Source organism: Hyphomonas sp. CY54-11-8 (assembly GCF_000682735.1).
Taxonomy (GTDB): Bacteria; Pseudomonadota; Alphaproteobacteria; order Caulobacterales; family Hyphomonadaceae; genus Hyphomonas.
This window is the reverse complement of record NZ_AWFD01000001.1, coordinates 77,164-98,205: the sequence shown is the minus strand read 5'-3', so window position 1 is coordinate 98,205 and position 21,042 is coordinate 77,164. Positions and strand designations below refer to the sequence as shown.

23 protein-coding genes are annotated in these 21,042 nt (G+C 62.4%); 2 read left to right on the top strand and 21 right to left on the bottom strand.

Features of this window, described 5'->3' with window-relative positions; translation table 11 throughout:
- Nucleotides 1-56: 56 nt before the first annotated feature.
- The gene (gene rpsO, locus HY17_RS00550; RefSeq protein ID WP_034761042.1) at nucleotides 57-326 is read right to left on the bottom strand and encodes a 30S ribosomal protein S15; all 270 of its coding nucleotides are present in this window, start codon (nucleotides 324-326) and stop codon (nucleotides 57-59) included.
- Between the two features lie 223 nt (nucleotides 327-549).
- Nucleotides 550-849, bottom strand: a complete 300-nt coding sequence (locus tag HY17_RS20100) for a hypothetical protein (RefSeq protein ID WP_139068747.1) — start codon at nucleotides 847-849, stop codon at nucleotides 550-552.
- A gap of 161 nt (nucleotides 850-1,010) precedes the next feature.
- Here HY17_RS20100 and HY17_RS00540 point away from each other — a divergent pair, with 161 nt between their 5' ends.
- A complete protein-coding gene (locus tag HY17_RS00540) occupies nucleotides 1,011-2,051 on the top strand; it encodes an NAD(P)-dependent alcohol dehydrogenase (RefSeq protein ID WP_034761038.1) in 1,041 nt (346 codons plus the stop codon).
- Nucleotides 2,052-2,073: 22 nt separating this feature from the next.
- On the opposite strand, the gene HY17_RS00535 is transcribed toward HY17_RS00540, so the two are convergent.
- The 17 genes from HY17_RS00535 to miaB form a co-directional block, all read right to left on the bottom strand.
- Nucleotides 2,074-2,577: a hypothetical protein gene (locus HY17_RS00535; protein WP_034761036.1), complete on the bottom strand. Its 504-nt coding sequence runs from the start codon at nucleotides 2,575-2,577 to the stop codon at nucleotides 2,074-2,076.
- Between the two features lie 52 nt (nucleotides 2,578-2,629).
- Complete coding sequence (truB, locus tag HY17_RS00530) at nucleotides 2,630-3,565, bottom strand: tRNA pseudouridine(55) synthase TruB (protein WP_034761034.1); 936 nt, start codon at nucleotides 3,563-3,565, stop codon at nucleotides 2,630-2,632.
- A 118-nt stretch (nucleotides 3,566-3,683) separates the two neighbouring features.
- Nucleotides 3,684-4,424, bottom strand: a complete 741-nt coding sequence (locus HY17_RS00525) for a hypothetical protein (protein WP_034761031.1) — start codon at nucleotides 4,422-4,424, stop codon at nucleotides 3,684-3,686.
- A gap of 118 nt (nucleotides 4,425-4,542) precedes the next feature.
- Nucleotides 4,543-4,947 carry a 30S ribosome-binding factor RbfA gene (gene rbfA, locus HY17_RS00520; RefSeq protein ID WP_034761029.1) on the bottom strand — a complete coding sequence of 135 codons (405 nt, stop codon included), beginning with the start codon at nucleotides 4,945-4,947 and terminating at the stop codon, nucleotides 4,543-4,545.
- The gene (locus HY17_RS00515) at nucleotides 4,947-5,474 is read right to left on the bottom strand and encodes a YcxB family protein (protein WP_034761026.1); all 528 of its coding nucleotides are present in this window, start codon (nucleotides 5,472-5,474) and stop codon (nucleotides 4,947-4,949) included. Before HY17_RS00515 ends, rbfA begins: the two co-directional genes overlap by 1 nt.
- A gap of 11 nt (nucleotides 5,475-5,485) precedes the next feature.
- Complete coding sequence (infB, locus tag HY17_RS00510) at nucleotides 5,486-8,047, bottom strand: translation initiation factor IF-2 (protein WP_034761024.1); 2,562 nt, start codon at nucleotides 8,045-8,047, stop codon at nucleotides 5,486-5,488.
- A gap of 60 nt (nucleotides 8,048-8,107) precedes the next feature.
- Nucleotides 8,108-8,785, bottom strand: coding sequence for an RNA-binding protein (locus tag HY17_RS00505; RefSeq protein WP_034761021.1), 678 nt, complete (start codon nucleotides 8,783-8,785; stop codon nucleotides 8,108-8,110).
- Nucleotides 8,760-10,532 (bottom strand): transcription termination factor NusA, encoded by a 1,773-nt coding sequence (nusA, locus tag HY17_RS00500; RefSeq protein WP_034761019.1) that lies wholly within the window; start codon nucleotides 10,530-10,532, stop codon nucleotides 8,760-8,762. Before nusA ends, HY17_RS00505 begins: the two co-directional genes overlap by 26 nt.
- Nucleotides 10,529-11,128 carry a ribosome maturation factor RimP gene (rimP, locus tag HY17_RS00495; RefSeq protein WP_034761017.1) on the bottom strand — a complete coding sequence of 200 codons (600 nt, stop codon included), beginning with the start codon at nucleotides 11,126-11,128 and terminating at the stop codon, nucleotides 10,529-10,531. The genes nusA and rimP overlap by 4 nt, the downstream gene beginning before the upstream one ends.
- A gap of 207 nt (nucleotides 11,129-11,335) precedes the next feature.
- Nucleotides 11,336-11,545 (bottom strand): cold-shock protein, encoded by a 210-nt coding sequence (locus HY17_RS00490; protein ID WP_034761014.1) that lies wholly within the window; start codon nucleotides 11,543-11,545, stop codon nucleotides 11,336-11,338.
- Between the two features lie 184 nt (nucleotides 11,546-11,729).
- A complete protein-coding gene (gene trmB, locus HY17_RS00485; protein WP_051599596.1) occupies nucleotides 11,730-12,443 on the bottom strand; it encodes a tRNA (guanosine(46)-N7)-methyltransferase TrmB in 714 nt (237 codons plus the stop codon).
- A 32-nt stretch (nucleotides 12,444-12,475) separates the two neighbouring features.
- On the bottom strand, nucleotides 12,476-12,910 hold the full coding sequence (locus tag HY17_RS00480; protein WP_034761012.1) for a helix-turn-helix domain-containing protein: 435 nt from the start codon (nucleotides 12,908-12,910) through the stop codon (nucleotides 12,476-12,478).
- Nucleotides 12,911-12,952: 42 nt separating this feature from the next.
- Entirely contained in the window at nucleotides 12,953-14,596 is a 1,644-nt protein-coding gene (gene lnt, locus HY17_RS00475; protein WP_034761009.1) for an apolipoprotein N-acyltransferase, read from the bottom strand.
- 6 nt (nucleotides 14,597-14,602) lie between these two features.
- Entirely contained in the window at nucleotides 14,603-15,346 is a 744-nt protein-coding gene (locus HY17_RS00470) for a transporter associated domain-containing protein (RefSeq protein ID WP_233348560.1), read from the bottom strand.
- 144 nt (nucleotides 15,347-15,490) lie between these two features.
- Nucleotides 15,491-15,940, bottom strand: coding sequence for an rRNA maturation RNase YbeY (gene ybeY, locus HY17_RS00465; protein ID WP_034761004.1), 450 nt, complete (start codon nucleotides 15,938-15,940; stop codon nucleotides 15,491-15,493).
- Nucleotides 15,941-15,948: 8 nt separating this feature from the next.
- Nucleotides 15,949-16,938 carry a PhoH family protein gene (locus HY17_RS00460; protein WP_233348558.1) on the bottom strand — a complete coding sequence of 330 codons (990 nt, stop codon included), beginning with the start codon at nucleotides 16,936-16,938 and terminating at the stop codon, nucleotides 15,949-15,951.
- The gene (miaB, locus tag HY17_RS00455) at nucleotides 16,935-18,332 is read right to left on the bottom strand and encodes a tRNA (N6-isopentenyl adenosine(37)-C2)-methylthiotransferase MiaB (protein WP_034761003.1); all 1,398 of its coding nucleotides are present in this window, start codon (nucleotides 18,330-18,332) and stop codon (nucleotides 16,935-16,937) included. The genes HY17_RS00460 and miaB overlap by 4 nt, the downstream gene beginning before the upstream one ends.
- Before the next feature lie 146 nt (nucleotides 18,333-18,478).
- Between miaB and HY17_RS00450 the strand changes: the two genes are divergently transcribed.
- Nucleotides 18,479-19,957: a sodium:alanine symporter family protein gene (locus tag HY17_RS00450; protein WP_051599467.1), complete on the top strand. Its 1,479-nt coding sequence runs from the start codon at nucleotides 18,479-18,481 to the stop codon at nucleotides 19,955-19,957.
- 144 nt (nucleotides 19,958-20,101) lie between these two features.
- Here the strand turns inward: HY17_RS00450 and HY17_RS00445 are convergent, their stop codons facing one another.
- Both HY17_RS00445 and HY17_RS00440 read right to left on the bottom strand, forming a co-directional pair.
- Nucleotides 20,102-20,575 (bottom strand): VOC family protein, encoded by a 474-nt coding sequence (locus HY17_RS00445; RefSeq protein WP_034761000.1) that lies wholly within the window; start codon nucleotides 20,573-20,575, stop codon nucleotides 20,102-20,104.
- The gene (locus tag HY17_RS00440; RefSeq protein ID WP_034760998.1) at nucleotides 20,572-21,030 is read right to left on the bottom strand and encodes a hypothetical protein; all 459 of its coding nucleotides are present in this window, start codon (nucleotides 21,028-21,030) and stop codon (nucleotides 20,572-20,574) included. The genes HY17_RS00445 and HY17_RS00440 overlap by 4 nt, the downstream gene beginning before the upstream one ends.
- Between the last annotated feature and the right edge of the window lie 12 nt (nucleotides 21,031-21,042).

The window sequence follows — 21,042 nt, the reverse complement described above, 5'->3', positions numbered from 1 at the left end:
CACATACGAAAAGCCCGCCGCGGCCCTATTGCCCGGCGGGCTTGTTTTGGGTCGCCCTAGCGGCGGATGCCCAGTTCGGTGATGAGTTTTGTATAGCGCGCCTCATCCTTGCCCTTGACGTAGTCAAGCAGCTTTCTACGCGTTGCCACCATGGCCAGCAGGCCGCGGCGGGAGTGGTTGTCTTTCTTGTTGGTCTTGAAGTGGTCGGTCAGATTGTTGATCCGTTCGGTCAGGATCGCGACCTGCACTTCTGGAGAGCCCGTATCGCCCGGTTTGGTGGCGAATTTCGTGATCAGCTCTGCTTTTTTCTCAGCGGTAATCGACATCGAATATCTTTCGTACTGTCGCCTTGCGGCGGGGTTCACTTAAACGCCTGATTTGGCGGGGTTTTTCGGTGGTTTCCGGGGTCAATGGCCACAGCCGGGATGTCGTCCAGCAGGGTCAAGGTCCGAAGGGCCCACCTCAAGCGGCGGCTTATGGCTCATTTCGGGGCGAATTGGAAGGGGGCGAGGTGAGTTGGCGTAATCCCATGCCCATATTTCCAGAGCGCTATTCCGGAGCTCCTATAATCGCCAAAATGAAGTCCATGTTTCGATGGACGTAGCCAGCGGCCCGCAGGATTCGGAAATCCTCGACAATAACTTCCGGCCAACGAACCTCAGACCCATAATCGCCATCAGCAAAAGCAATATAAACTTGGTTTGCTTGGGCATCATTTCCAAGAAGCGTTTGTGCATGAGCCCAATTCACCAACGCTATACGAGTATCAAATTCACCTAAGTACTGCGGTTCGAGTGATGCGAGCGCGGCACAAGCGTCCAATACTTCTTGTGGCTGTCCGTCAAACAAAGCAATCCACGTGTGTCCGACAAGTGAGGAGCAAATATCGACCCGTAACCGGATGGCCGATGCCAGTCCGGCTCTCAGCGCTGGGCCCGCCTCCCGCACCGGCACGCATGGACAAGGCCCCGCTCCGGTGAAATGCTTCTAACGATAAAGGGAGGCACATCATGCAGGTTCACGCATACGCAACAGAGGGCGCCACGGAGGCGCTGAAACCGTTCGAGATCACGCGCCGCGACCTGCAGTCGAACGATGTTCTGATCGACATCACGCATTGCGGCGTCTGCCACAGCGACATCCATGCCGCGCGCAATGAATGGGGCCGCTCGCGCTATCCCTTCGTGCCGGGGCACGAGATCATCGGCCGGGTCAGCGAGATCGGCCCGGACGTGACGCAGCACAAGGTGGGCGATCTCGTCGGCGTCGGCTGCATGGTGGATGCCTGCCTTGCCTGTCCGGCCTGTCATGACGGGGACGAACAATATTGCGAGAAAGGCATGGTCGGCACCTATGGCGGCACGGAGCCCGTGATCGGCGGACCGACCTTTGGCGGCTATTCCCGCCAGATCGTGGTGCGCCAGGAATTCGTGCTGAAAGTGTCTGAGAAACTGCCGCCGGAAAAGGTCGCCCCCCTGCTCTGCGCCGGGATCACCAGCTGGTCGCCGCTGAAGCACTGGAATATCGGCAAGGGCGACAAGGTGGGCGTCATTGGCCTCGGCGGCCTCGGCCATATGGGCATCAAGTTCGCCGTCGCCCTCGGCGCAGAAGTCGTGATGATCACCACCTCACCCGAAAAGGGAGAGGATGCGCGCCGCCTCGGCGTCAGCGATGTGCTGGTCTCGAAAGACCGGGCACAGATGAAGGCGCATCTGGGCAGCTTCGATTTCCTGCTGAACACCGTGCCGGTGAAGCACGACCTGAACCCCTATCTGGGCCTCCTCGCCCGCAACGGCACGATGGTGATCGTCGGCGCGATCGAACCGCTGGAAGAGATGCATGGCGGCCTCTTGCTGGCCAACCGGCGGCGCATTGCGGGTTCCGGCATCGGCGGTCTCGAAGAGACGCAGGAGATGCTCGATTTCTGCGCCGAGCATGACATAACCTGCGATGTGGAAGTGATCGCCATGAAGGACATCAACGAAGCGTATGACCGCGTCGTCGCCAGCGATGTGAAGTACCGCTTCGTGATCGACATGGCGACGCTCTAGGCGGCCAAAGGGCGCGCCGGGATCAGTTCGGCCAGCTGGCGGCCATGCGGCTCGCCTGCCGGGAAAAGAGGCCGAGGCGGCCGCCGCTCTGCTCGTCGATCCAGTCGGCAGTGCGCTGCCAGACCACGATCTTGAGGCCCGGCGTTTTTCCGGTTTCGAGCTCCACCGTCCTGTGGATCAGCATCCAGCTCTGCGGCGTGGCCTGAAGGTCGGCAAACGGAATGTAGAGCGGCTTGAAGATTGGAATGTTCAGCAGGAAGGGTCGGAACAGCAGCCAGATACCTTTCCGGTCCACATGAAGCGTCACCATGGAGTGGTAGGAATTATAGGCAACGCCCCGGCCATGCAGGATCACCGTGCTGAAACGCTTGCGCGGACCTTCCGGCTCGGCGGCGGATTCATAGGCCTCCGCCAGTTGGCGCCAGCGCCAGCTGTCGCGCCAGATGACAATGGCCAGCGCCCCGCCGCCAACGACGAGGCCGAACCCGAGGGCATAAAAGCGCGCGAAGATTTCCACGAAATCCATCACGCCTGTATGGGGGATCAGGTTTAAAATCCGGTGGAGGCGACGTGAAAAATTACGCTACGAATACGCGGGCCGGCTCAAACCGCCCGGCACGCACCTCTCCCATCGCCACGGCGTGGCCATCGCAGATGACGAGGGCGGAGCGGTCATCGTCCACGCGCTCGACCCGCCACTGTTCCACAAGATGGGGCATCAGCTGGATCTCGCGGCCCTGGCGCACATTGGCGGCCTCGTCGCGGGTGATGGTGAGCTGGGGAATATCGTCCAGTACGGCCTGGACCGGCTGCAGCAGGGCAAGCAGTGCCGCCTTGTCCTCGGTCTCCTCGATTCTGGAGATCGGCACGGCCGTCGCGGCGCCGAAATTGCCGACGCGCGTGCGGCGCAGCTGGCTGATATGGCCCTCGCAGCCAAGGTCGAACGCCAGGTCTCGCGCCATGGCCCGGACATAGAAGCCCTTGCCGGAGGTGACGTGAATGACCGTATGATCCGGATCCGGCATGCCGATCACGGCAGCCTCGAACACGTCCACTTCGCGGGATTTCAGTTCGAAATCCTCACCCTCGCGGGCCAGGTCATAGGCGCGCTGGCCGTCCACCTTGATGGCGGAGTATTTCGGCGGGACCTGTTCGATCGTGCCGACATAGTTCCTGAGGACATCCTCGACCTCATCCCGCGTCGGCCGCGCATCGGAAGTGGCCGTCGCCTCCCCTTCCGCGTCCTGGCTGGCGGTGGAAATGCCCCAGCGAATGGTGAAGACATATTCCTTCTCGGCGTCCATCGCCCACTGGACGGTCTTGGTTGCCTCCCCGAAGGCAATCGGCAGGATACCGTCTGCCAGCGGATCAAGCGTTCCGCCATGGCCGACCTTCGCGGCATTGTAGCGGCGCTTCAGGATCGCCACGGCCTGAGTGGAGGTCATGTCGACCGGTTTGAACAGGTTCAGCCATCCGGTGACCGGATCGCCCTTGCGCTTGCGCTGTCTCGCCAAGATCAACTCCCTTGCACCGGCCGGCGGATCGGACGCCGCGATGCGGTCTGGCAGAATGGAAAGCGAGGGCCTTAAGCGGGCGGACCCCCGCCGTCAACCGGGCGAATTGTGTTCCCGGTCAGGAGGCCGGCTTCATCGCCTCGGCCACCTTGTCGAACAGGGCGTCCTGATGGTCGTCATCATGCCGGCGGGCAAGCTTCGGCAGCGGCGGGTCATTGTCCGCATCGCCGAGCTCGGGCAGCGGTTTCGGTTCCGGCTCTGCCGGGCGTTCCGGCACAGCTGAAGCCCGGCCCCGCGGGGGCTCAGGGTCCGGCTGGCCCGGGGACGGGTTCGGGGATTTCAGGTTCACGATGTCGAGATTCAGATCAAAATCGCCCATGATCGTGCGGTCGTCGGTGTCCATCTTGTGGCGTACCACATCGCGGATCTTGCACAGCACGTCGCGATTATCGTCCACCAACGGGATCTGGCGCGCATCCGACGTGCCAATGACGAGGCGGAAATATTTCTGCTTCACCCGCAGCTTCGCCGCAATCATCCCCGCCCGCAGGCCGCAGACCATGGCACCGATCAGCATCACGACGCCGATCGCCAGCATCACCATGCTGGATGGCCGGCCCGGCAGCACGGCCCACCAGCCGATGCCCATCAGCGCGAAGAACATCAGCGACACGAACGCGGTGGCATAGCCCTTCTGCGTCACGCGGTTCTTCGGCGTGTCCCAAGGAAAGAAATCTTTCGCTTCCACACTCATTGTCGCGATGCGCTGTATGGCAATCGTGTCATCGCCCATCTGCAGCGAGGCAGCGGAAATCTCACCCTGGCGGGCGCCTTCCATGTCGAGCGTCTGGCGATCCATCACTTGCCCCTATTCCGGGGCGCTTCCTATGGCCCCTTTTCGGCATGTCATGAAATGCTGGCAATGTGGCCAGAGTAAGTCAACTTACATCCGGTCCAGAATACCGGACCAGCTAGGCCTATTCGCCTTCCACATCCCGGCGGACCTTCGGATCCATCAGGAGACGGTCGATCGCCGTGGCGTCGTCATAGGATTTGTCAGCGATGAAGTGCAGTTCCGGTGTGTAACGCAGTTCAACCTCCCGGCCGAGACGGCCACGGAGGAAACCGGCTGCCCGGTTGAGCGCATTGGCAAGTTTCGTCCGGCCCTCATCGGAGTCGTCGCCCAGCGGAGACACGAACACGTTCGCATGCTTCAGGTCCGGTGAGCAGCGTACTTCCCCGACCGTGATCATGACCTGCTCCAGATCCGGGTCGCGAAAGGCTTCGCGCGAGAGAATATCGGTCAGGGCATGGCGCACGAGTTCACCAGCCCGCAACTGACGCTGCGATGGCATGCCGGGCGGGGCGGATTTGCGGGCCATCAGGATGGAACCTTCTCATTGAGCCGGGCCAGGAAAGCCTGACGCGCGGTCTTGTTCTTGCCAAACCAGGCATTCGGGATGATCAGCGGCGCTGCCCCGTCCAACCGCACCGTAACATGCCCGCCTGTGGCTGCCACATTCGTAACACTGCTCCAGGCGGCGCGTGTTTCAATACCGCCACGCCGGACGACCAGACTGTCCTCTTCCAGTGCGATGCTGGTCTCCAGCCGGGTTTCCGTACCGCGCCCATGAACATGGCGGTAGGACCACCGGATGAAGATCAGATACCAGGCGATACCGGCGAAGGCTGCGACGAGGGCCGCCACAAGCCATTGCCAATACGGACTGGCCCCAACCATGATCATGGCATTGCGCATCAGGACCGACATGCTGGCCGAGATGATCGGCGCCGTCACACCGGCATAGTAGACCGCCGTTGGCCCGACTGTGCCGCCACGCGCCAGCCGTGTCAGTTTCCTGACATCCTTCTCGGTCAGAAGACCGGTGACGGTGAGCGGCTCAGTCATGGAGGACCAGACTAGTCGAGCGTTCTTGCGATTTCCTCAACCTGGAAGCATTCGATCTTGTCGCCGACCCGGATGTCGTCATAGCGCTCGAACGCCATGCCGCATTCCATACCGGCCGTCACTTCGTTCACTTCGTCCTTGAAGCGCTTCAGCGTCTTCAGCTTGCCTTCGTGGATAACGACATCGTCGCGCAGGAGGCGGACACCACAACCGCGAAGCACTTTGCCTTCAGAGATCCTACAGCCAGCGACCTTGCCGACCTTGGTGATATTGAAGACTTCGAGGATCTCGGCATAGCCGATGAAGGTCTCACGCTTCTCCGGTGCCAGCATGCCCGACAGGGTCGCTTTCACATCGTCGATCAGGTCGTAGATCACCGAATAATAGCGGATCTCCACGCCTTCCTTCTCCGCAAGGTCGCGGGCCTGTTTGTTGGCACGGACGTTAAACGCGAAGATCGGAGCTTCAGACGATTTCGCCAACAGCACGTCGCTTTCGGAAATACCGCCGACAGCGCCATGAATGACGCGGGCGCGGACTTCTTCGGTCGACAGCTTGTCCAGCGACTGGCTGATCGCTTCGACCGACCCCTGCACGTCGCCTTTGACAACGACAGGCAGTTCGGACGTTTCGACAGCGCCCTCTTTCAGCTTGGTCAGCAGCTGATCCAGCGAAGCACGTGCGGCAACACCGGCCTTGCCGGCGACCTGACGCTTCGTCCGGATACGGTAATCCGTGATTTCACGGGCGCGAGCTTCAGTATCGACAACCACGAAGGCCTCGCCCGGGTCGGGCGCACCATCGAGGCCAAGCACCTCGACCGGCTGGGATGGTCCAGCGTCTTTCAGCTGTTGGCCGCGCTCGTCGACCAGAGCACGCACCTTGCCCCACTGGGTGCCGGCGACGACGATATCGCCGCGCTTCAGCGTGCCGCGCTTGACCAGAACGGTCGCAACCGGGCCGCGGCCCTTGTCCAGCTGGCTTTCGACCACGATGCCGTCAGCATCCCGGTTCGGATTGGCCTTCAGCTCAAGCAGTTCGGCCTGAAGCGAGATCGCGTCGGTCAGCTCATCAAGGCCCATGCCGGTCTTGGCCGACACAGCAACCGCCTGGGTTTCACCGCCCATGCTCTCAACCTGAACGTCATGCTGCAGCAGGTCTGTCAGCACCTTGTTCGGGTCGGCCGTTTCAAGATCGCTCTTGTTCACGGCGATAATGATCGGCACACCGGCCGCCTTGGCGTGATTGATGGATTCAATCGTCTGCGGCATGACCGAGTCGTCAGCCGCCACAACGATAATGGCAATATCGGTCGCAATTGCACCGCGTGCCCGCATCGCCGTGAAGGCCGCGTGGCCTGGCGTGTCGAGGAACGTGATCCGCTCGCCCGACTTCAGTTTCACCTGATAGGCACCGATGTGCTGGGTAATGCCGCCGGCTTCGCCAGAGACCACGTCCGTCTTGCGCAAGGCGTCGAGCAGCGAGGTCTTGCCGTGGTCGACGTGGCCCATGATGGTCACGATCGGCGGGCGCGGCTCCAGATCCTTCGGATCGTCCTCAACCCCTTCCAGACCGATTTCGACATCGGCCTCGGAGACACGTTTCACGGTGTGGCCGAATTCCTCGGCAATCAGTTCGGCCGTGTCGGCATCGATGATGTCGTTGCCACGCAGCATCTCGCCCTGCTGGATCATGAACTTCACGACGTCTGCGACGCGCTCGTTCATCCGGCCGGCCAAGTCCTGCAGCGTGATGGTTTCAGGCAACGTGACTTCGACGGAGACCTTCTCGCGCTCACCGCCACCACCACCGCGGCGCTCACGTTCACGCTCACGGGCCCGGCGCACCGACGCGAGCGAACGCTGGCGATCGGCATCGTCGCCAAGGGCAGACGTGATGGTCAGCTTGCCACGGCGGCGGGAATCGCCCCCGCGTGCACCACGGGACGGGGCTTCGTTACGCGGCCGCTCATTGCGGTCGTCACGGCCGGACTTGCCGCGCTTTCCGCGGCCGGCGCTTTCCTCAGCAGGAGCAGGCTCGCCGGGTGCCGGCTGGAAGTCCGATTTTGCACGGGAAGGTTTCGAGGCGCGCTCGGCACGCTCTTTCTCCGCGGCTTCGGCTGCCTTGCGGGCTTCTTCCTCAGCCTTGCGGCGGGCTTCGGCCTCTTCACGCTCTTTCTGTTCCTGGAGCTTGCGCTCCTGTTCGGACCGGAGGCGCTCCTGGGCGGCCTTGTCCTTCTCGATTTCTTTCTCGCGCGCGTTCTGCTGGGCCTTGCGTTCAGCCAGCGCTTTCTGCTGCGCGATCAGCTCTGCCACGGTAATCCCGCGCTGGGCCGCGATCGCCTTCAGCTTCTGCTCAAGCGAAGGCTCTGCCTTACCGGAGCCGGATGCAGCTGCGCCGCCGCCTCCCTCAGAGCCGCCCGGACCAACCGTCCGGCGTTTCTTCGTCTCCACGACGACCTGTTTGGACCGGCCATGGCTGAAGCTCTGCTTCACCGTCCCCGAGGTCTTGCGGGAAACAGTGAGCGGCTTGCGCCCGCCCGTATTGCCACCAGTGTCTTTCGTATCGCTCATTCGTCCTACATATCACAATTCTGGCCAACGCACCCACATGGCGCGAAGGCGGTTTGTCCGCTACCGATCCTGATCCGCAAACCAGTCCAGCTCCGGCCTCTCCCGAAACCCGGTAAGGCGCGCATACGCGGCCTTCAGAGCTTTGGCGAAAGGCCCCTTGCGGACGAGACCGTGTATCACACGCTCACGTCCGAATGCCATGCCCAATTCAGTCGATGTCAGGGCACCCGCAACCTGCACCTCGCTATATAGGCCTTTTGCGAGGAAATACAGCTTCGAACGGCCATCTTCTGCACCGTCGGATGCCTCCAGCATCAGTCCCGGCGGCCGTTTTTGCAGGGCCGCGTGGACCTGATCGAAACCAAGCACCACGTCCCCGCCCTTCTTTGCCATGCCGAGAAGGCCGACAAAGCGCTGTACCAGCAGGCCTTCCACCGTATCCGGAAGGCCATCGGGCACCTGGACGGATGTCTTGAATGCGCGGGCAAACGCATTCTTCTTCACGGCTTCCGCCAGAACAGCACGGTCTGCCTTGATCCAGACCCCGCGTCCGGGAAGCTTCTCCGCCACGTCCGGCGTCACCACGCCATCGGGCGAAAGCACGAAGCGCACAAGCGCTTCCTTGCCGAGACGCTCACGCGTGACGGCACACTGCCGGACGGAAGCATCGCCTCCGTCCGCAGCATTTCCTTCAGTGCCGGCTACTGCGACATCACTCTTCGGGTGCGGCTTCGTCATCGCCGCCCTCCGCTGCAAGTGCTTCAAGGTCGATATCGCCAAGATCGCCGAGGTCACCGAGATCGATTTCCTCGGTCTCACCGCTATCGAGTGTGTTGAGGGCGAGCAGCGCGCGCTCTTCCTCGGTCAGCTCCTGCGGGGCTTCGGCCTCTTTCTGGGCGGCAATCATCTGGTCGATGGCGTCTGCCTCAATCCAGCCAGCGGCGACGCGGGCCTTCATGATGAACATCTGGGCGTCATCCTTGCGCATTTCGCCTTTCTTCAGGATGCCCTCGACCCAGACCGGCTTGCCGTCCGGGCCCGGCTCGCGCCAGCCGGTGATGTCGTCCGGCACAAGACCGGCCACATCGTCCAGCGTCTGCACGCCTTCCTCACCGAGGCGAACCGCGAAGGACGGATTCATGCCTTCCAGTTCCATGACGGCATCCTCGACACCCAGTTCCTTGCGCTTGGCATCATTTTCAGCGGCCAGGCGTTCGAGGTATTCGCGGGCACGTTCCTGCAGCTCGGCAGCCACATCTTCGTCGAAGCCTTCGATCGAGATGAAGTCTTCCGGAGCCACATAAGCGATCTCTTCGACCGTCTCGAAGCCTTCCGAAGCCAGCAGCTGGGCCAGCGTTTCGTCAGCGTCGAGCGCCTTCATGAAGAGTTCGGTACGCTCCTGGAATTCGCGCTGATAACGCTCGGAATCGGCGCTCTCCGTGATCAGGTCGATCTGCCAGCCGGTCAGCTGGGAAGCGAGACGCACGTTCTGGCCGCGGCGGCCGATGGCCAGCGGGAACTGGTCGTCGGCGACGACGACTTCCACGCGGCGCTCTTCCTCGTCCAGCACCACTTTCGACACTTCGGCCGGCTGCAGCGCGTTCACGATAAAGGTCGCGTCGTCATAGCTCCACGGAATGATGTCGATCTTCTCGCCCGACAGTTCGCCGACAACCGCCTGCACGCGCGCACCGCGCATACCGACACAGGCGCCGACGGGATCGATGGAGCTGTCATTGGAAATGACACCAATCTTGGCGCGCGAACCCGGATCGCGGGCACAGGCCTTGATTTCGATCACGCCCTCGTAAACTTCCGGCACTTCCTGGGCGAAGAGCTTGACCATGAAGTCAGGCGCAGCACGCGACAGGAAGATCTGCGGCCCCTTGGTTTCGCGGGAGACCTTGTAGAGGTATGCACGCACACGGTCGTTCGGCTGGAAGTTCTCGCGCGGGATACCGTCATTGCGGCGGATGATGCCTTCAGCGCGGCCGAGGTCCACGATCACATGGCCGTACTCAACACGCTTGACGACGCCGGAGATGACTTCGCCGACGCGGTCCTTGTACTCATTGTACTGACGCTCACGCTCGGCATCGCGCACCTTCTGCATGATGACCTGCTTGGCGGTCTGTGCAGCGACACGGCCGAAATCGAACGGCGGCAGCTCTTCGGTCAGCTCGCTGCCGATCTCGAGCGACGCATCGATTTTCTTGGCTTCGGCAAGACGCAGCTGCTTGGCTTCGTCTTCGAATTCCTCGTCCGGAACCACCGTCAGGACACGCAGCAGCGTCTGCTCACCGGTCACCGGGTCAATGGTGGCGCGGATGTCATGCTCCTGGCCGTATTTCGCCTTGGCAGCCTTCTCGATGGCTTCCTGCATGGCCTCGATGACGATCGACTGGTCGATCGACTTCTCTTCGGCCACCGCCTTGGCGATCTGCAGAATTTCGAGCCTGTTGGCTGAAACGCCGATAGCGCTCATTGGACGTCTCCCGTCTCTTCGTTGGTATCTGTTTCGTCTTCGGTCTCGTCGATCTCAAGATCGCCGAGGTCGTCTTCATCAGGTTGCGGCGGCAGATTGCCTGCCTGCCGGGCGGCCTCGATCAGCTCATCCGTCAGGACGAGGCTTGCCCGGCTCATTTCATGGACGTGGGCCACCAGCTCGACGTCATCGTCCAGCTCTATGTGGGCCCCATCCTCGTCTTCGCCAGTGATCACGCCGGTGAAGCGGCGGCGGCCATCGATCGGCCGGGCCAGTTCCACCTTGGCAAGGTGACCTACCCAGCGGCCGAAATCCCCTTCCCGGGTCAGCGGCCGGTCGATGCCGGGGGTCGAAACTTCCAGCGTGTAGGCTTCCTTGATCGGGTCAGCGGCTTCCAGCACCGGGCCAATGGCACGGGACAGGCGCGCGCAATCCTCGACATCGGTCGGCGCGCCGCCTTCTTTCTCGGCCATGATCTGAAGGTGCGGCCGGCGCCCGCCCTGGATGCGCAGGCGCACGATCTCCATGCCCAGCGACTCCGCCACGGGTGCGGCGAGGCTGAGAATGCGGCGTTCCTGTTCAGTCAGGGCGATCATGCGTCCGGGACAGACCTTCGGGTAAAGAAAAGCGGCGGCCCCGTTCCCGGAACCGCCGCCGATATGTTTCGACTTGGGAGGTTATATAATGCTGTAGCTGCCCGCTGTCGAGAGGCACACTCAGCAGGCCCGCTCGAAACAAAATTGGCCCAACAAAAAACGGCAGCTCCGCAGAGCTGCCGTTCCTGTTCCTGATTGCAGGAAACCTTAGAGAACTTTCAGGTCCACCGCCGAGGTCTTGCCGCGGCGCTCGTCCTTGTAGAGCTCGTAGGAAACCGCCTGGTCTTCCGCAAGAGTGCGGAGGCCCGAGCGTTCAACTGCGGAGATGTGAACGAACACGTCCGTGCCGCCTTCATCAGGTTTGATGAAGCCAAAGCCCTTCTGGTCGTTGAACCATTTCACTTTGCCAGTTGCCATTACTTCTAGTCCTTTGTGTCAATTCAAGCAGCCGATCCCGGAATGGGAAGGTCTGCCTATCGAAACGGGTAGGAAGAAAGTCATGGCCGTCGGTCTGACGGGGTCTTGATATTTCAGACCGACCGAATTCGATGCGACATTTTGTACACGCTTTACAGGCTTCCGTCAAGAATATCCGCAGGGGTCAGACGGTTTCGAAATTGTACCAGACCGGGTCACAATCGCCGAGCTTCTTTGTTTCATAACGGGTCGTCACATGGTCGCTGGGGGCAGTGCGCCAGTCGTCGGCGCTTTCGGCCAGCCAGCGATAGCCGCCATGCTGCAGGAAGCGCCAGAGCGCCTCGTCGGCATAGCTCGTCACATCGGTCGCAAAGCGTATGCGCGCACCTTTCCGACAGGCGCGGTGCAGGCTTTCCAGAAAGTCAGGCTGGATCAGGCGGCGCTTCTGCTGGCGCTTCTTGGGCCAGGGGTCCGGGAACATGATGAACACCCGCGCGAGGCTGCCCGGCGCAAGCCCGTCGATCAGCGGCCGCGCATCGTCCATCCGGAGGCGGACATTATCCAGGCCATCCGCATCGACCTGCGTTAGGGCCTTGGCCATGCCTTCAACAAAGGGTTCGCAGCCGATGAAGCCGACCTCCGGGTTCCGGCGCGCCTGTTCGGCGAGGTGCTCCCCGCCGCCGAAACCGATCTCCAGCCAGGTTTCCGTCAGACCCGGGAACATCTCCAGCGGATCGCTCAGCCCGTCCGGAACCTGCAGTTTCGGCAACAGATCGTCGACCAAAACCTGCTGGCGCGCGGACAATGCCCGGCCGCCAATGCGGCCGAAAGTGCGGATGGGGCGCCCGGGTTGCTGGCCGCCCTGTTTGCCGCCCCTATTACCTGATGTCTCGTTCATGGCGCGCCTGATGCCCGAGCCCTGCGCTGCAATCAATCCTCGCCCTGCTTCGACTCGAAAGCAGATGCAGCGGCCCGTACGGTGTTCAGCAGCGACCTGCGCAGGGAATCGTCCTCGATCTTCTGGAAGGCCGCGATCAGGTCCAGCGTCTCCGCATCCAGCACAGGCGCGCGCGGGCCGTCGCTTGCGTTGCCGCCTTCGGCGAAGCGATGTTGCCGGTCATCTTCCAGCTGGCTTTCGGCGCCGTCATAGAAATAATTGACGTTCACGCCCATGACCGAGGCGATCTCGAACAGGCGCCCGGCCGAGACGCGGTTCACGCCCTTCTCGTATTTCTGCACCTGCTGGAAGGTCAGGCTCAGCAATTCGGCGAGTTGTTCCTGGGACAGCTTCAGCTCCCGGCGGCGCCAGCGAATGCGCTGGCCGACGACGCGGTCTATTCCACTCGGAAGCTTGCTGTCAGACATTTAACCCCTACCCGCGACGAAAATGTAGTCCGGCGCGCACTCCTAGCGGCGCCATGTTGCAAATGCCAGACCCACAAAGGCAGCAAGTGTGAGCCAGAACAGCACAACACCCGCCCGGCTCTGGAACAGGGTCACTTTCGCCGGGGCCGGCAACTTGCCGCGCCCGAAGGTCGTGTTCCAGCCGGAGGGGGCATCCTGGACCGGTGAAGCGCGCAGCACTTCGCGGCCATAGCCGTCGATAATTGCCGAGGCGCCACGGCTTGCGACACGCGCCATGGGCAAGCCGCTCTCGATCGCGCGATACCGGTTCTGCGCATAGTGCTGGGACGGGCCCATACCGCCACCAAACCAGGCATCATTGGAGACGAGGACAATCCAGTCCGCCCGTGTGGCAAGGTTCGCCGCGCGCGTAATCTCCGGGTACAGGCCCTCATAGCAGATGAGCGCCACGAAAGGCGGCACATTGTCGGCAAAGATCACCGCAGGGCCCGTGCCGGGATGGAACCCGTTGCGGGCCAGTTGCTGCATCGCGCCCGGCAGGAAGTCCGACATGGCCTGCCCGAAGGGGATGATTTCTGCGGCGGCCAGTTCGCCGAACGGGACGAGCCGGAACTTGTCATACAGCGCCACGGCGCCCGACCGGCTGACATTCTCGTCCAGCACGACCATGGAATTGAAATAGACGCGCTCGTTCTGTCCTTCGAGCTGGTAGCGTGTCGTCCCGGCGATCAGCGTGCGCGGGCCGAGATAGGCGCCGATCGCATCCAGCGCGTTGATATCGTTCAGCAGGCTGGTCGGCACCGCGCCTTCCGGCCAGATCATGATGTCACCTGGCTGGCTTTCGCCATTGGTCATCATGCGCAGGTATTCGATCATCACCGGATCGGGACCGGTTTCCCATTTTTCGTCCTGCGGCACGCCGGAATCCATCAGGACGACATATTGCTCCGTCAGCGGAGACGGCGCGGCGATGCGCTGAGCGCCCCAGGCCCAGCCGACGGCCAGCAGGATGACCGCCCCGAAGGACGGCGCGATCCGCAGCACCAGACCGCGCGCATCGCGCGTATCCACCATTGCGGCCGGCGCCGCCATGACGAAGACGGTCAGAAGGGTCAGCCAATATACCCCTCCAAGCGACGCCGCCTGCGAGATCGCCCCGCCTGGCACCCAGGTCGTGCCCGGCAGGTTCCACGGGAAGCCGCCAAACAAATGCCCGCGCACGAATTCGGCAATGGCAAAGAAGAAGGCAAAAACGAACACTCGCGACGGCGACGCAGACCAGAAAGCGCCCGCCATTGCCCCAAATGCGCCCCAGATCAGCGCCATGCCGGCCGGCAGCAGGATCAGCGGCATCCAGAGAAAGACGGCAAACCGTTCCGGCTCGACCAGGAAAGGCTCGGCCGTCCAGTGCATGGAAATCAGGGTAAAACCGACGCCGAAAGCCCAGGTGCGCATGAACACCGCCCTGCCCCATCGGCGATGACTGCGGGCACCGTCGATCATCCAGATCAGGCCGGTGAAAGACAGCGCCAGCACGGCGCTGAAATGGAACGGGGCAAACGCAACGGCCGAGAACGCGCCCAGCAGGACGGCGGCGCCGGCGGCAGCCCAACCGGTCAGCCGGGCAAAGGCTTCGTGAAGGGGTCCAAGCGCAGTGAACCCGTGGCTGCGGACAGCGGTATTCATTTTTGCCTACTCCTGCGGCTTGGGCGCGGGCACAGGTTCGGGCGTCCGGAGACGCAGGCGCCGGATGCGGCGGGCATCGGCATCGAGGACTTCGATCTCGACGCCGGACGGATGCTTGAGGATTTCCCCGCGCACCGGCACACGGCCAGCGAGCGCGTAGGCAATCCCGCCCAGCGTGTCGAATTCCGAATCCTCATCACTGAGTTCGAGGTCAATCCCCGTCTCCTCGGCGAAATCCTGTATTTCGGTGCGCGCATCGACTTCCCAAACCCGAGCGCTGCGCCGGACGAACATGGGCTCTTCATCATCGTGTTCGTCTTCGATGTCACCGACGATTTCCTCAACCAGGTCTTCCAGACTCACAAGTCCGTCCGTTCCGCCATATTCATCCACAACCAATGCCAGATGGATGCGGGTCGACTGCATCTTCACCAGCAAATCGGACAGTTTCATGGAAGGCGGCACATAAAGCACTTCCCGGTGCAGCCGTTCCAGCGGGCGCTTGGGCGGTTCGCCGCCCTTGGCCAGTTCGCTGACGACATCCTTGATGTGAACAAAACCGATCGGGTCATCCAGCGTTTCCCGGAAGACCGGCAGGCGCGAATGGGTGCATTCGGCAAAGACTTTGAGAAGGTCGGGGAATTCGGTGTTCACCTCGACGGCCTTCACCTCAGCCCGGGCGACCATCACGTCCTCGACGCGCAGTTCCTGGAATTCCTGGATGCGCAGGCGCATCGCCTGCGGGGTCACCGGGGCGGACGCCTCCGGACTGCCATTTGGTTCAGCCGGTGCTTCAGGCGCACTTTCCTGCCGGCGGCCTATTCCGAAAAAACTACGCCGGCGCCTTTGAGGCGCGGGTTCTAAAGGGTCTGGATCGCTCATCGTCTCTGTAAATCAGTCCGTTCCATATGGGTTTGGAATGCCGAGCGATGCAAGCGCCTTTATTTCCAATCCCTCCATGATCTCAGCCTCTGCCTCCACCTCATGATCATGCCCGAGAAGGTGAAGGTAACCGTGCACCAGCAGGTGCGTCAGGTGATCGGCCAGGCTTATGCCCTGCGCCTCTGCATCTCGCGCGGAAACGCCGAGCGCCACGGCGATGTCGCCCAGCTGCGGCCGATCCATCTCATGGGCCGGAAAAGACAGGACATCCGTCGGCTTGTCCTTGCCCCTGAAATCCCGGTTCAGCTGGTGCAGCGTCTCGTCATCCGCCAGCAGAAGGGACACAGTGCCTTCAGCGGGCTCAACGGCCGCCGCAGCCGCAAAGGCCTGGTCGCACAGGGCGGCAAGATCCGGCACGGCCTCCCAGCCGGACTCTTCAACGATCAGGTCGGTGGTGATCATCGGACAGCTCAGTTGCCCTCGCCGGCGGCGGCATAGGCATCGATGATCCGGCTGACGAGCCCATGGCGCACGACGTCTGCAGCGGTCAGCGTGTGTACACTGATCCCCTCGACATCCGACAGGATCTGCAGGGCGTGCCGCAGGCCCGAGGTCTGGATGCCCGGCAGGTCCACCTGGCCCGGATCGCCGGTGACCACCATGCGGCTGTCGCGGCCAAGCCGGGTCAGCACCATCTTCATTTGCGGGACGGTCGTGTTCTGCGCCTCGTCGACGATGACAAAGGCATTCTTCAGCGTCCGCCCGCGCATGAAGGCGATCGGAGCGACCTCGATCTCGCCGCGCGCCATACGGCGTTCCATCTGTTCCTGGCCCATCAGTTCGCGCAGACTGTCCCAGATGGGCAGCATGTAGGGGTCGACCTTTTCTTCCAGCGTGCCGGGCAGGAAGCCGAGCTTTTCGCCCGCTTCGACAGCAGGTCGCGTTACGATCAGGCGTTGGCGCGCGCCGGAGATCAATTCGGCCACACCGGCCGCGACAGCCAGGAAGGTCTTGCCCGTGCCGGCCGGGCCGATGCCGAAGACGAGCCCGTTGTCCGGATTGGCCAGCAGATTGATGTAGCGTGCCTGACCCTTGGTCTGCGGCGTGATCGGCTTTTTCAGACCCTTCAGGCCACCGCCGAAACTCTGCGCCGGGGTGGAGGCGGCTTCAATGGCCGCATCAAGGTCCATGTCGGTGATGTCCGCGCCGGACCGCATGCGGCGCTCCAGCTCCGCCAGCGCGGCCTCCGCAATGGAGACGCCCTCCGCCGTGCCGGCCAGCAGGATGCCGCCGCCCTGGCTTTCGGCGCGCAGGCCATAATCCTTCAGCTTAGCTTCCAGCCGGTGCAGATACCGGTGATGCGGCCCGCACAGGTCACGCAGGCGCTCGGCATTGCTGACTTCGTAGAACCGGCTCACCGGCGCTTCCGGTGACACGTTCGGACGGCGCTTTCCGCTCACAGGGCGGCCTCGCGAACTTTGACTAGTTCGCCGGTCAGCGAGTTGAGGCTCGCATCGATCACGCGGACGTCCACGATGGTTCCGACCAGGTCCGGTATCGTCATGGCGTGATCCAGCGGCAGTTCGAAGTGAACGGCCTGAAGCCACGGTGAGCGGCCATGCGCCTGACCCGGATTGCGGCCCTTGCCTGTGATCAGGACCGGTACGGTCTGGCCGATCTTGGAGCGGTTGAACCCGATCTGCTGCTCGCGCAGAAGCTGTTGCAGCTGCTGCAGGCGCGCGTCCTTCACCTCTTCCGGCACCTGGCCGAACATGTCCGCTGCCGGCGTACCCGGGCGGGCTGAATATTTAAAGGAATAGGCGATTGCGTAGTCGATATCGCGGACGAGCTGCATCGTCGCCTCGAAATCGGCATCGCTCTCACCTGGAAAACCGACAATGAAATCAGAGGCGATTGCGATATCGGACCGGGCTTCTCGTACCTTGCGGATGATCTCGCGATACTCTTCCGCCGTGTGGCCGCGATTCATCGCCTTCAGGATATTATCTGAGCCCGACTGCACCGGCAGGTGCAGGAAAGGCATCATTTCCGGCACTTCGCCATGGGCAGCGATCAGATCGTCGTCCATGTCGCGGGGATGGCTGGTTGTGTAGCGGATCCGCTCGATTCCGCCGACTTTCGCGATGTGACGGACGAGCTGTCCAAGCGTCCAGTCGGCTTCATTGGTCAGGGCCGGCGCGGCGCCATGGAAGGCGTTCACATTCTGGCCCAGTAGCGTGATCTCACGCACGCCCTGCGCCGCAAGGCTGCGGGCCTCCATCGTAATATCGTCGACAGGACGCGAGAGTTCAGCGCCGCGTGTATAAGGCACCACGCAAAAGGTGCAGAACTTGTCGCAACCTTCCTGAACGGACAGGAAAGCCGTCGGCCCGTCCGCCTCGCGCGTCTTCGGCAGGGCGTCGAACTTCTCGAGTGTCTCGAATTCGGTTTCCAACCGGTCCCCCACAGCGCGGCTGGCCCGGGCGATCATCTCCGGCAGCTTGTGATAGGCCTGCGGGCCAAGCACCAGGTCCACGGCAGGCTGGCGGCGCATGATCTCGGCACCTTCGGCCTGGGCGACACAGCCAGCCACGGCGATAGTGAGATTGCCGCCGCGGGCCTGCTTGGTCAGCTTCAGCTGGCCCAGTTCCGAATAGACCTTTTCGGTCGCCTTTTCACGGATATGGCAGGTATTGAGCACTACGAGGTCGGCCTCATCGGCACTATCTACCGGCGCATAACCGAGCGGCCGCAGCACGTCTCGCATGCGCTCGGAGTCATATACATTCATCTGGCAGCCATAGGTCTTGATGAAGACGCCTTTGGCCTGCTTGGGTTCGCGGGGGTCGGTCATTCGCGGGCTTATGCCTGAAAACAGGCCGTCCTTCCACAGCCGATTGCGGAGCCCTTGCAGCGTTACATACCTGCAATGCTCGCTTCACACATGGGCAAACGGGGTTAGTGTCGGCCCCAAGCAGAGTAAAGGAGCCGGGGAGGCTTATGGAAAACATTATTCGGGCGCTAAACGAATTTGTCTGGGGGCCACCCATGCTGGTGCTCCTGCTGGGGACCGGGCTCTACCTTACGATCGGCCTCCGGCTCTTGTCGGTTCTGAAGATCCCCTTCGCCTTCGGCCAGCTGTTCAAGAAACCGGACCGGAATGAAGAAGGTGACGTCACCCCGTTCGCCGCCCTGATGACCGCCCTGTCCTCCACGATCGGTACGGGCAACATTGCCGGCGTCGCGGCAGCGATCGCTATTGGCGGACCGGGCGCGGTGTTCTGGATGTGGATCACGGCCATCGTCGGCACGGCCACGAAATATTCCGAAGGCGTCCTGGCCGTCCGCTTCCGCGAGATTGACCATGATGGCCGCCATGTCGGCGGGCCGATGTACTACATCAAGAACGGCATGGGGAAGAAATGGATCTGGCTCGGCGGCCTGTTCGCGACGCTGGGCATCCTGGCCAGCTGGGGCACAGGCGCCTCGATCCAGTCCAACTCGATCGCCGATGCCCTGAACGCAACTTATGGCATCTCACCGCTGATTTCGGCCATCGTGCTGTCCGTCGCTGCAGCGGCGGTGATCCTGGGTGGGATCAAGCGGATTGCGAGCGTGGCGAGCCGGCTCGTGCCGGTCATGGCGATCTCCTATCTTGCCGGCGGCCTGCTGGTGATCTCGCTACACCTCGACGCCGTCCCGGCGGCCTTCGGCATGATCTTCTCGGGCGCGTTCGGCTTTGACAGCGCGGGCACCGGCATCTCCATCGGCCTTCTGATGTTGGCCATGCAGAAAGGTGTCGCGCGCGGCATATTCTCGAACGAGGCCGGTCAGGGCTCCGCCCCGATCGCCCACGCTGCCGCCAAGATCCAGGACCCGGTCGACCAGGGCCTCGTCGCCATGCTGGGCACGATCATCGACACGCTGATCGTCTGCTCCATCACCGCACTCGTGATCCTGACCTCTGGCGTGCTTGGCCCGGAATGCATTCCGACCGCTGCCAATGCCGCCGACATTCTGGCGAACGGACAGCCTGCTGGCTGTGACACAGGCGCACCGCTGACCGTTGCTGCGTTTGATGCGGGCCTGACCGGCATCGGCGAGCATATCGTCGCCATCGGCCTCACCGTGTTTGGCTTCACGACCATTCTCGGCTGGAGCTATTATGGCGAACGCTGCTGCGAATACCTGTTCGGCGAGAAGTCGATCCTGCCGTTCCGCATCAGCTGGATCGTGGTCACCTTCCTTGGTGCCGCTGCCCTGATGTTCGAAGGCTCGGTCGCCAATATCGTGAACCTGTTCTGGCTGGTTGCCGATACGCTGACCGGCATGATGGCCGCGCCGAACCTTGTCGGCCTGGTCTTCCTGAGCCCGGTCGTGTTCGCGATGACCAAGGCGCACTTCGAAGCCGTCCGGAACGGCACACCGAAGCCGCGCTATCCGATCATCGACCAGCGTAAGCAGGCGCCGAAAGAGTAAGGCGCCCTCCCCCAAAACAAACGCCCCGCCCGGTATCAGCCAGGCGGGGCGTTTTCATTTCCGGGGCCTCAAAACACCATGAAGAACACCGTGTATAGACCATGTATGGACCGTCTATACGGCGGTGTTTTCCGCGAGGCAGGCTTACCAGCTGCCGATATTCTCCGCGCTGGCCCAGGGCTCCTTCGGTGCCAGCGGCTTGCCCTGCTGGAGGAGCTCGACCGAGATCCCGTCCGGCGAGCGGACGAAGGCCATGCGCCCGTCACGCGGCGGACGGTTGATGGTGACGCCAAGGCCCTGCAGCTTTTCGACCGCGTCGTAGATGTCCGAGACCGAATAGGCGAGATGGCCGAAATTCCGCCCGCCGCCATAATCTTCCGGATCCCAGTTGTGCGTCAGCTCGATCATCGGGATCTGCATGTCCGTCGGGCTCTTGCCTTCCGGGATGCCGCCGCACCGTTCGATATCCGCCGGAGACGCGAGGAAGACCAGCGTGAAGCGCCCGGCCTCGCTGTCATAGCGGCCGACTTCGGTCAGGCCGAGACCCTGGCAATAGAATTTGAGCGAGGCGTCGATATCGGTGACACGCACCATTGTATGCAGGAATTCGATGCTCATAAGGCACCTCCGTTCAGATCGCGAATGACTTGTTTCAGATTGGGCGGCATCAGCGCGTAATAGCGGCGCATGGCAATCGCCAGAAGACCGATCGTGGCGAACATGAATGTCAGGAACACCATGAATGTGTGGATCAGCGTGCCGGTCTCGAAGACCGGTGATTTTCCGCTCATCTCCCAGAACATCTGCCACACGGCATTGAAGCCTGCCACGAAGGGCCCGAGCAGCAGGAACATGATGGCGGCGCAGACGAAGAAATAGGTCTGCCCCCTCGGCCCCTCGCTGCGCAGATAGAGGTCGGTGAACGCCTCATCGGTGACGCTTTCAGGCAGTTCCTTGTCGCGCTTCTTCGCGGCGAGCACGTCCGGCGCAAAGGCCTTCACCTCTCTCCAGCGCCAGGCAAGGCTGGCGCCCCAGATCAGCAATCCGGCAACGACGAAGAAATAGAGCAGCATGAGCAGGCCGTC

Bases quoted from the DNA above. Each gene is read 5' to 3' on its own strand.
- miaB (WP_034761003.1), bottom strand. From the start codon at position 18,332: ATGACCGACCCCCGCGAACCCAAGCAGGCCAAAGGCGTCTTCATCAAG.
- HY17_RS00450 (WP_051599467.1), top strand. From the start codon at position 18,479: ATGGAAAACATTATTCGGGCGCTAAACGAATTTGTCTGGGGGCCACCC.
- trmB (WP_051599596.1), bottom strand. From the start codon at position 12,443: ATGAACGAGACATCAGGTAATAGGGGCGGCAAACAGGGCGGCCAGCAA.
- rimP (WP_034761017.1), bottom strand. From the start codon at position 11,128: ATGATCGCCCTGACTGAACAGGAACGCCGCATTCTCAGCCTCGCCGCA.
- lnt (WP_034761009.1), bottom strand. From the start codon at position 14,596: ATGAATACCGCTGTCCGCAGCCACGGGTTCACTGCGCTTGGACCCCTT.
- HY17_RS00540 (WP_034761038.1), top strand. From the start codon at position 1,011: ATGCAGGTTCACGCATACGCAACAGAGGGCGCCACGGAGGCGCTGAAA.
- nusA (WP_034761019.1), bottom strand. From the start codon at position 10,532: ATGAGCGCTATCGGCGTTTCAGCCAACAGGCTCGAAATTCTGCAGATC.
- infB (WP_034761024.1), bottom strand. From the start codon at position 8,047: ATGAGCGATACGAAAGACACTGGTGGCAATACGGGCGGGCGCAAGCCG.
- HY17_RS00440 (WP_034760998.1), bottom strand. From the start codon at position 21,030: ATGCTGCTCTATTTCTTCGTCGTTGCCGGATTGCTGATCTGGGGCGCC.
- HY17_RS00515 (WP_034761026.1), bottom strand. From the start codon at position 5,474: ATGACTGAGCCGCTCACCGTCACCGGTCTTCTGACCGAGAAGGATGTC.
- rpsO (WP_034761042.1), bottom strand. From the start codon at position 326: ATGTCGATTACCGCTGAGAAAAAAGCAGAGCTGATCACGAAATTCGCC.
- HY17_RS00535 (WP_034761036.1), bottom strand. From the start codon at position 2,577: ATGGATTTCGTGGAAATCTTCGCGCGCTTTTATGCCCTCGGGTTCGGC.
- rbfA (WP_034761029.1), bottom strand. From the start codon at position 4,947: ATGGCCCGCAAATCCGCCCCGCCCGGCATGCCATCGCAGCGTCAGTTG.
- HY17_RS00490 (WP_034761014.1), bottom strand. From the start codon at position 11,545: ATGGCAACTGGCAAAGTGAAATGGTTCAACGACCAGAAGGGCTTTGGC.
- HY17_RS00505 (WP_034761021.1), bottom strand. From the start codon at position 8,785: ATGACGAAGCCGCACCCGAAGAGTGATGTCGCAGTAGCCGGCACTGAA.
- HY17_RS00480 (WP_034761012.1), bottom strand. From the start codon at position 12,910: ATGTCTGACAGCAAGCTTCCGAGTGGAATAGACCGCGTCGTCGGCCAG.
- HY17_RS00525 (WP_034761031.1), bottom strand. From the start codon at position 4,424: ATGGATCGCCAGACGCTCGACATGGAAGGCGCCCGCCAGGGTGAGATT.
- HY17_RS00445 (WP_034761000.1), bottom strand. From the start codon at position 20,575: ATGAGCATCGAATTCCTGCATACAATGGTGCGTGTCACCGATATCGAC.
- ybeY (WP_034761004.1), bottom strand. From the start codon at position 15,940: ATGATCACCACCGACCTGATCGTTGAAGAGTCCGGCTGGGAGGCCGTG.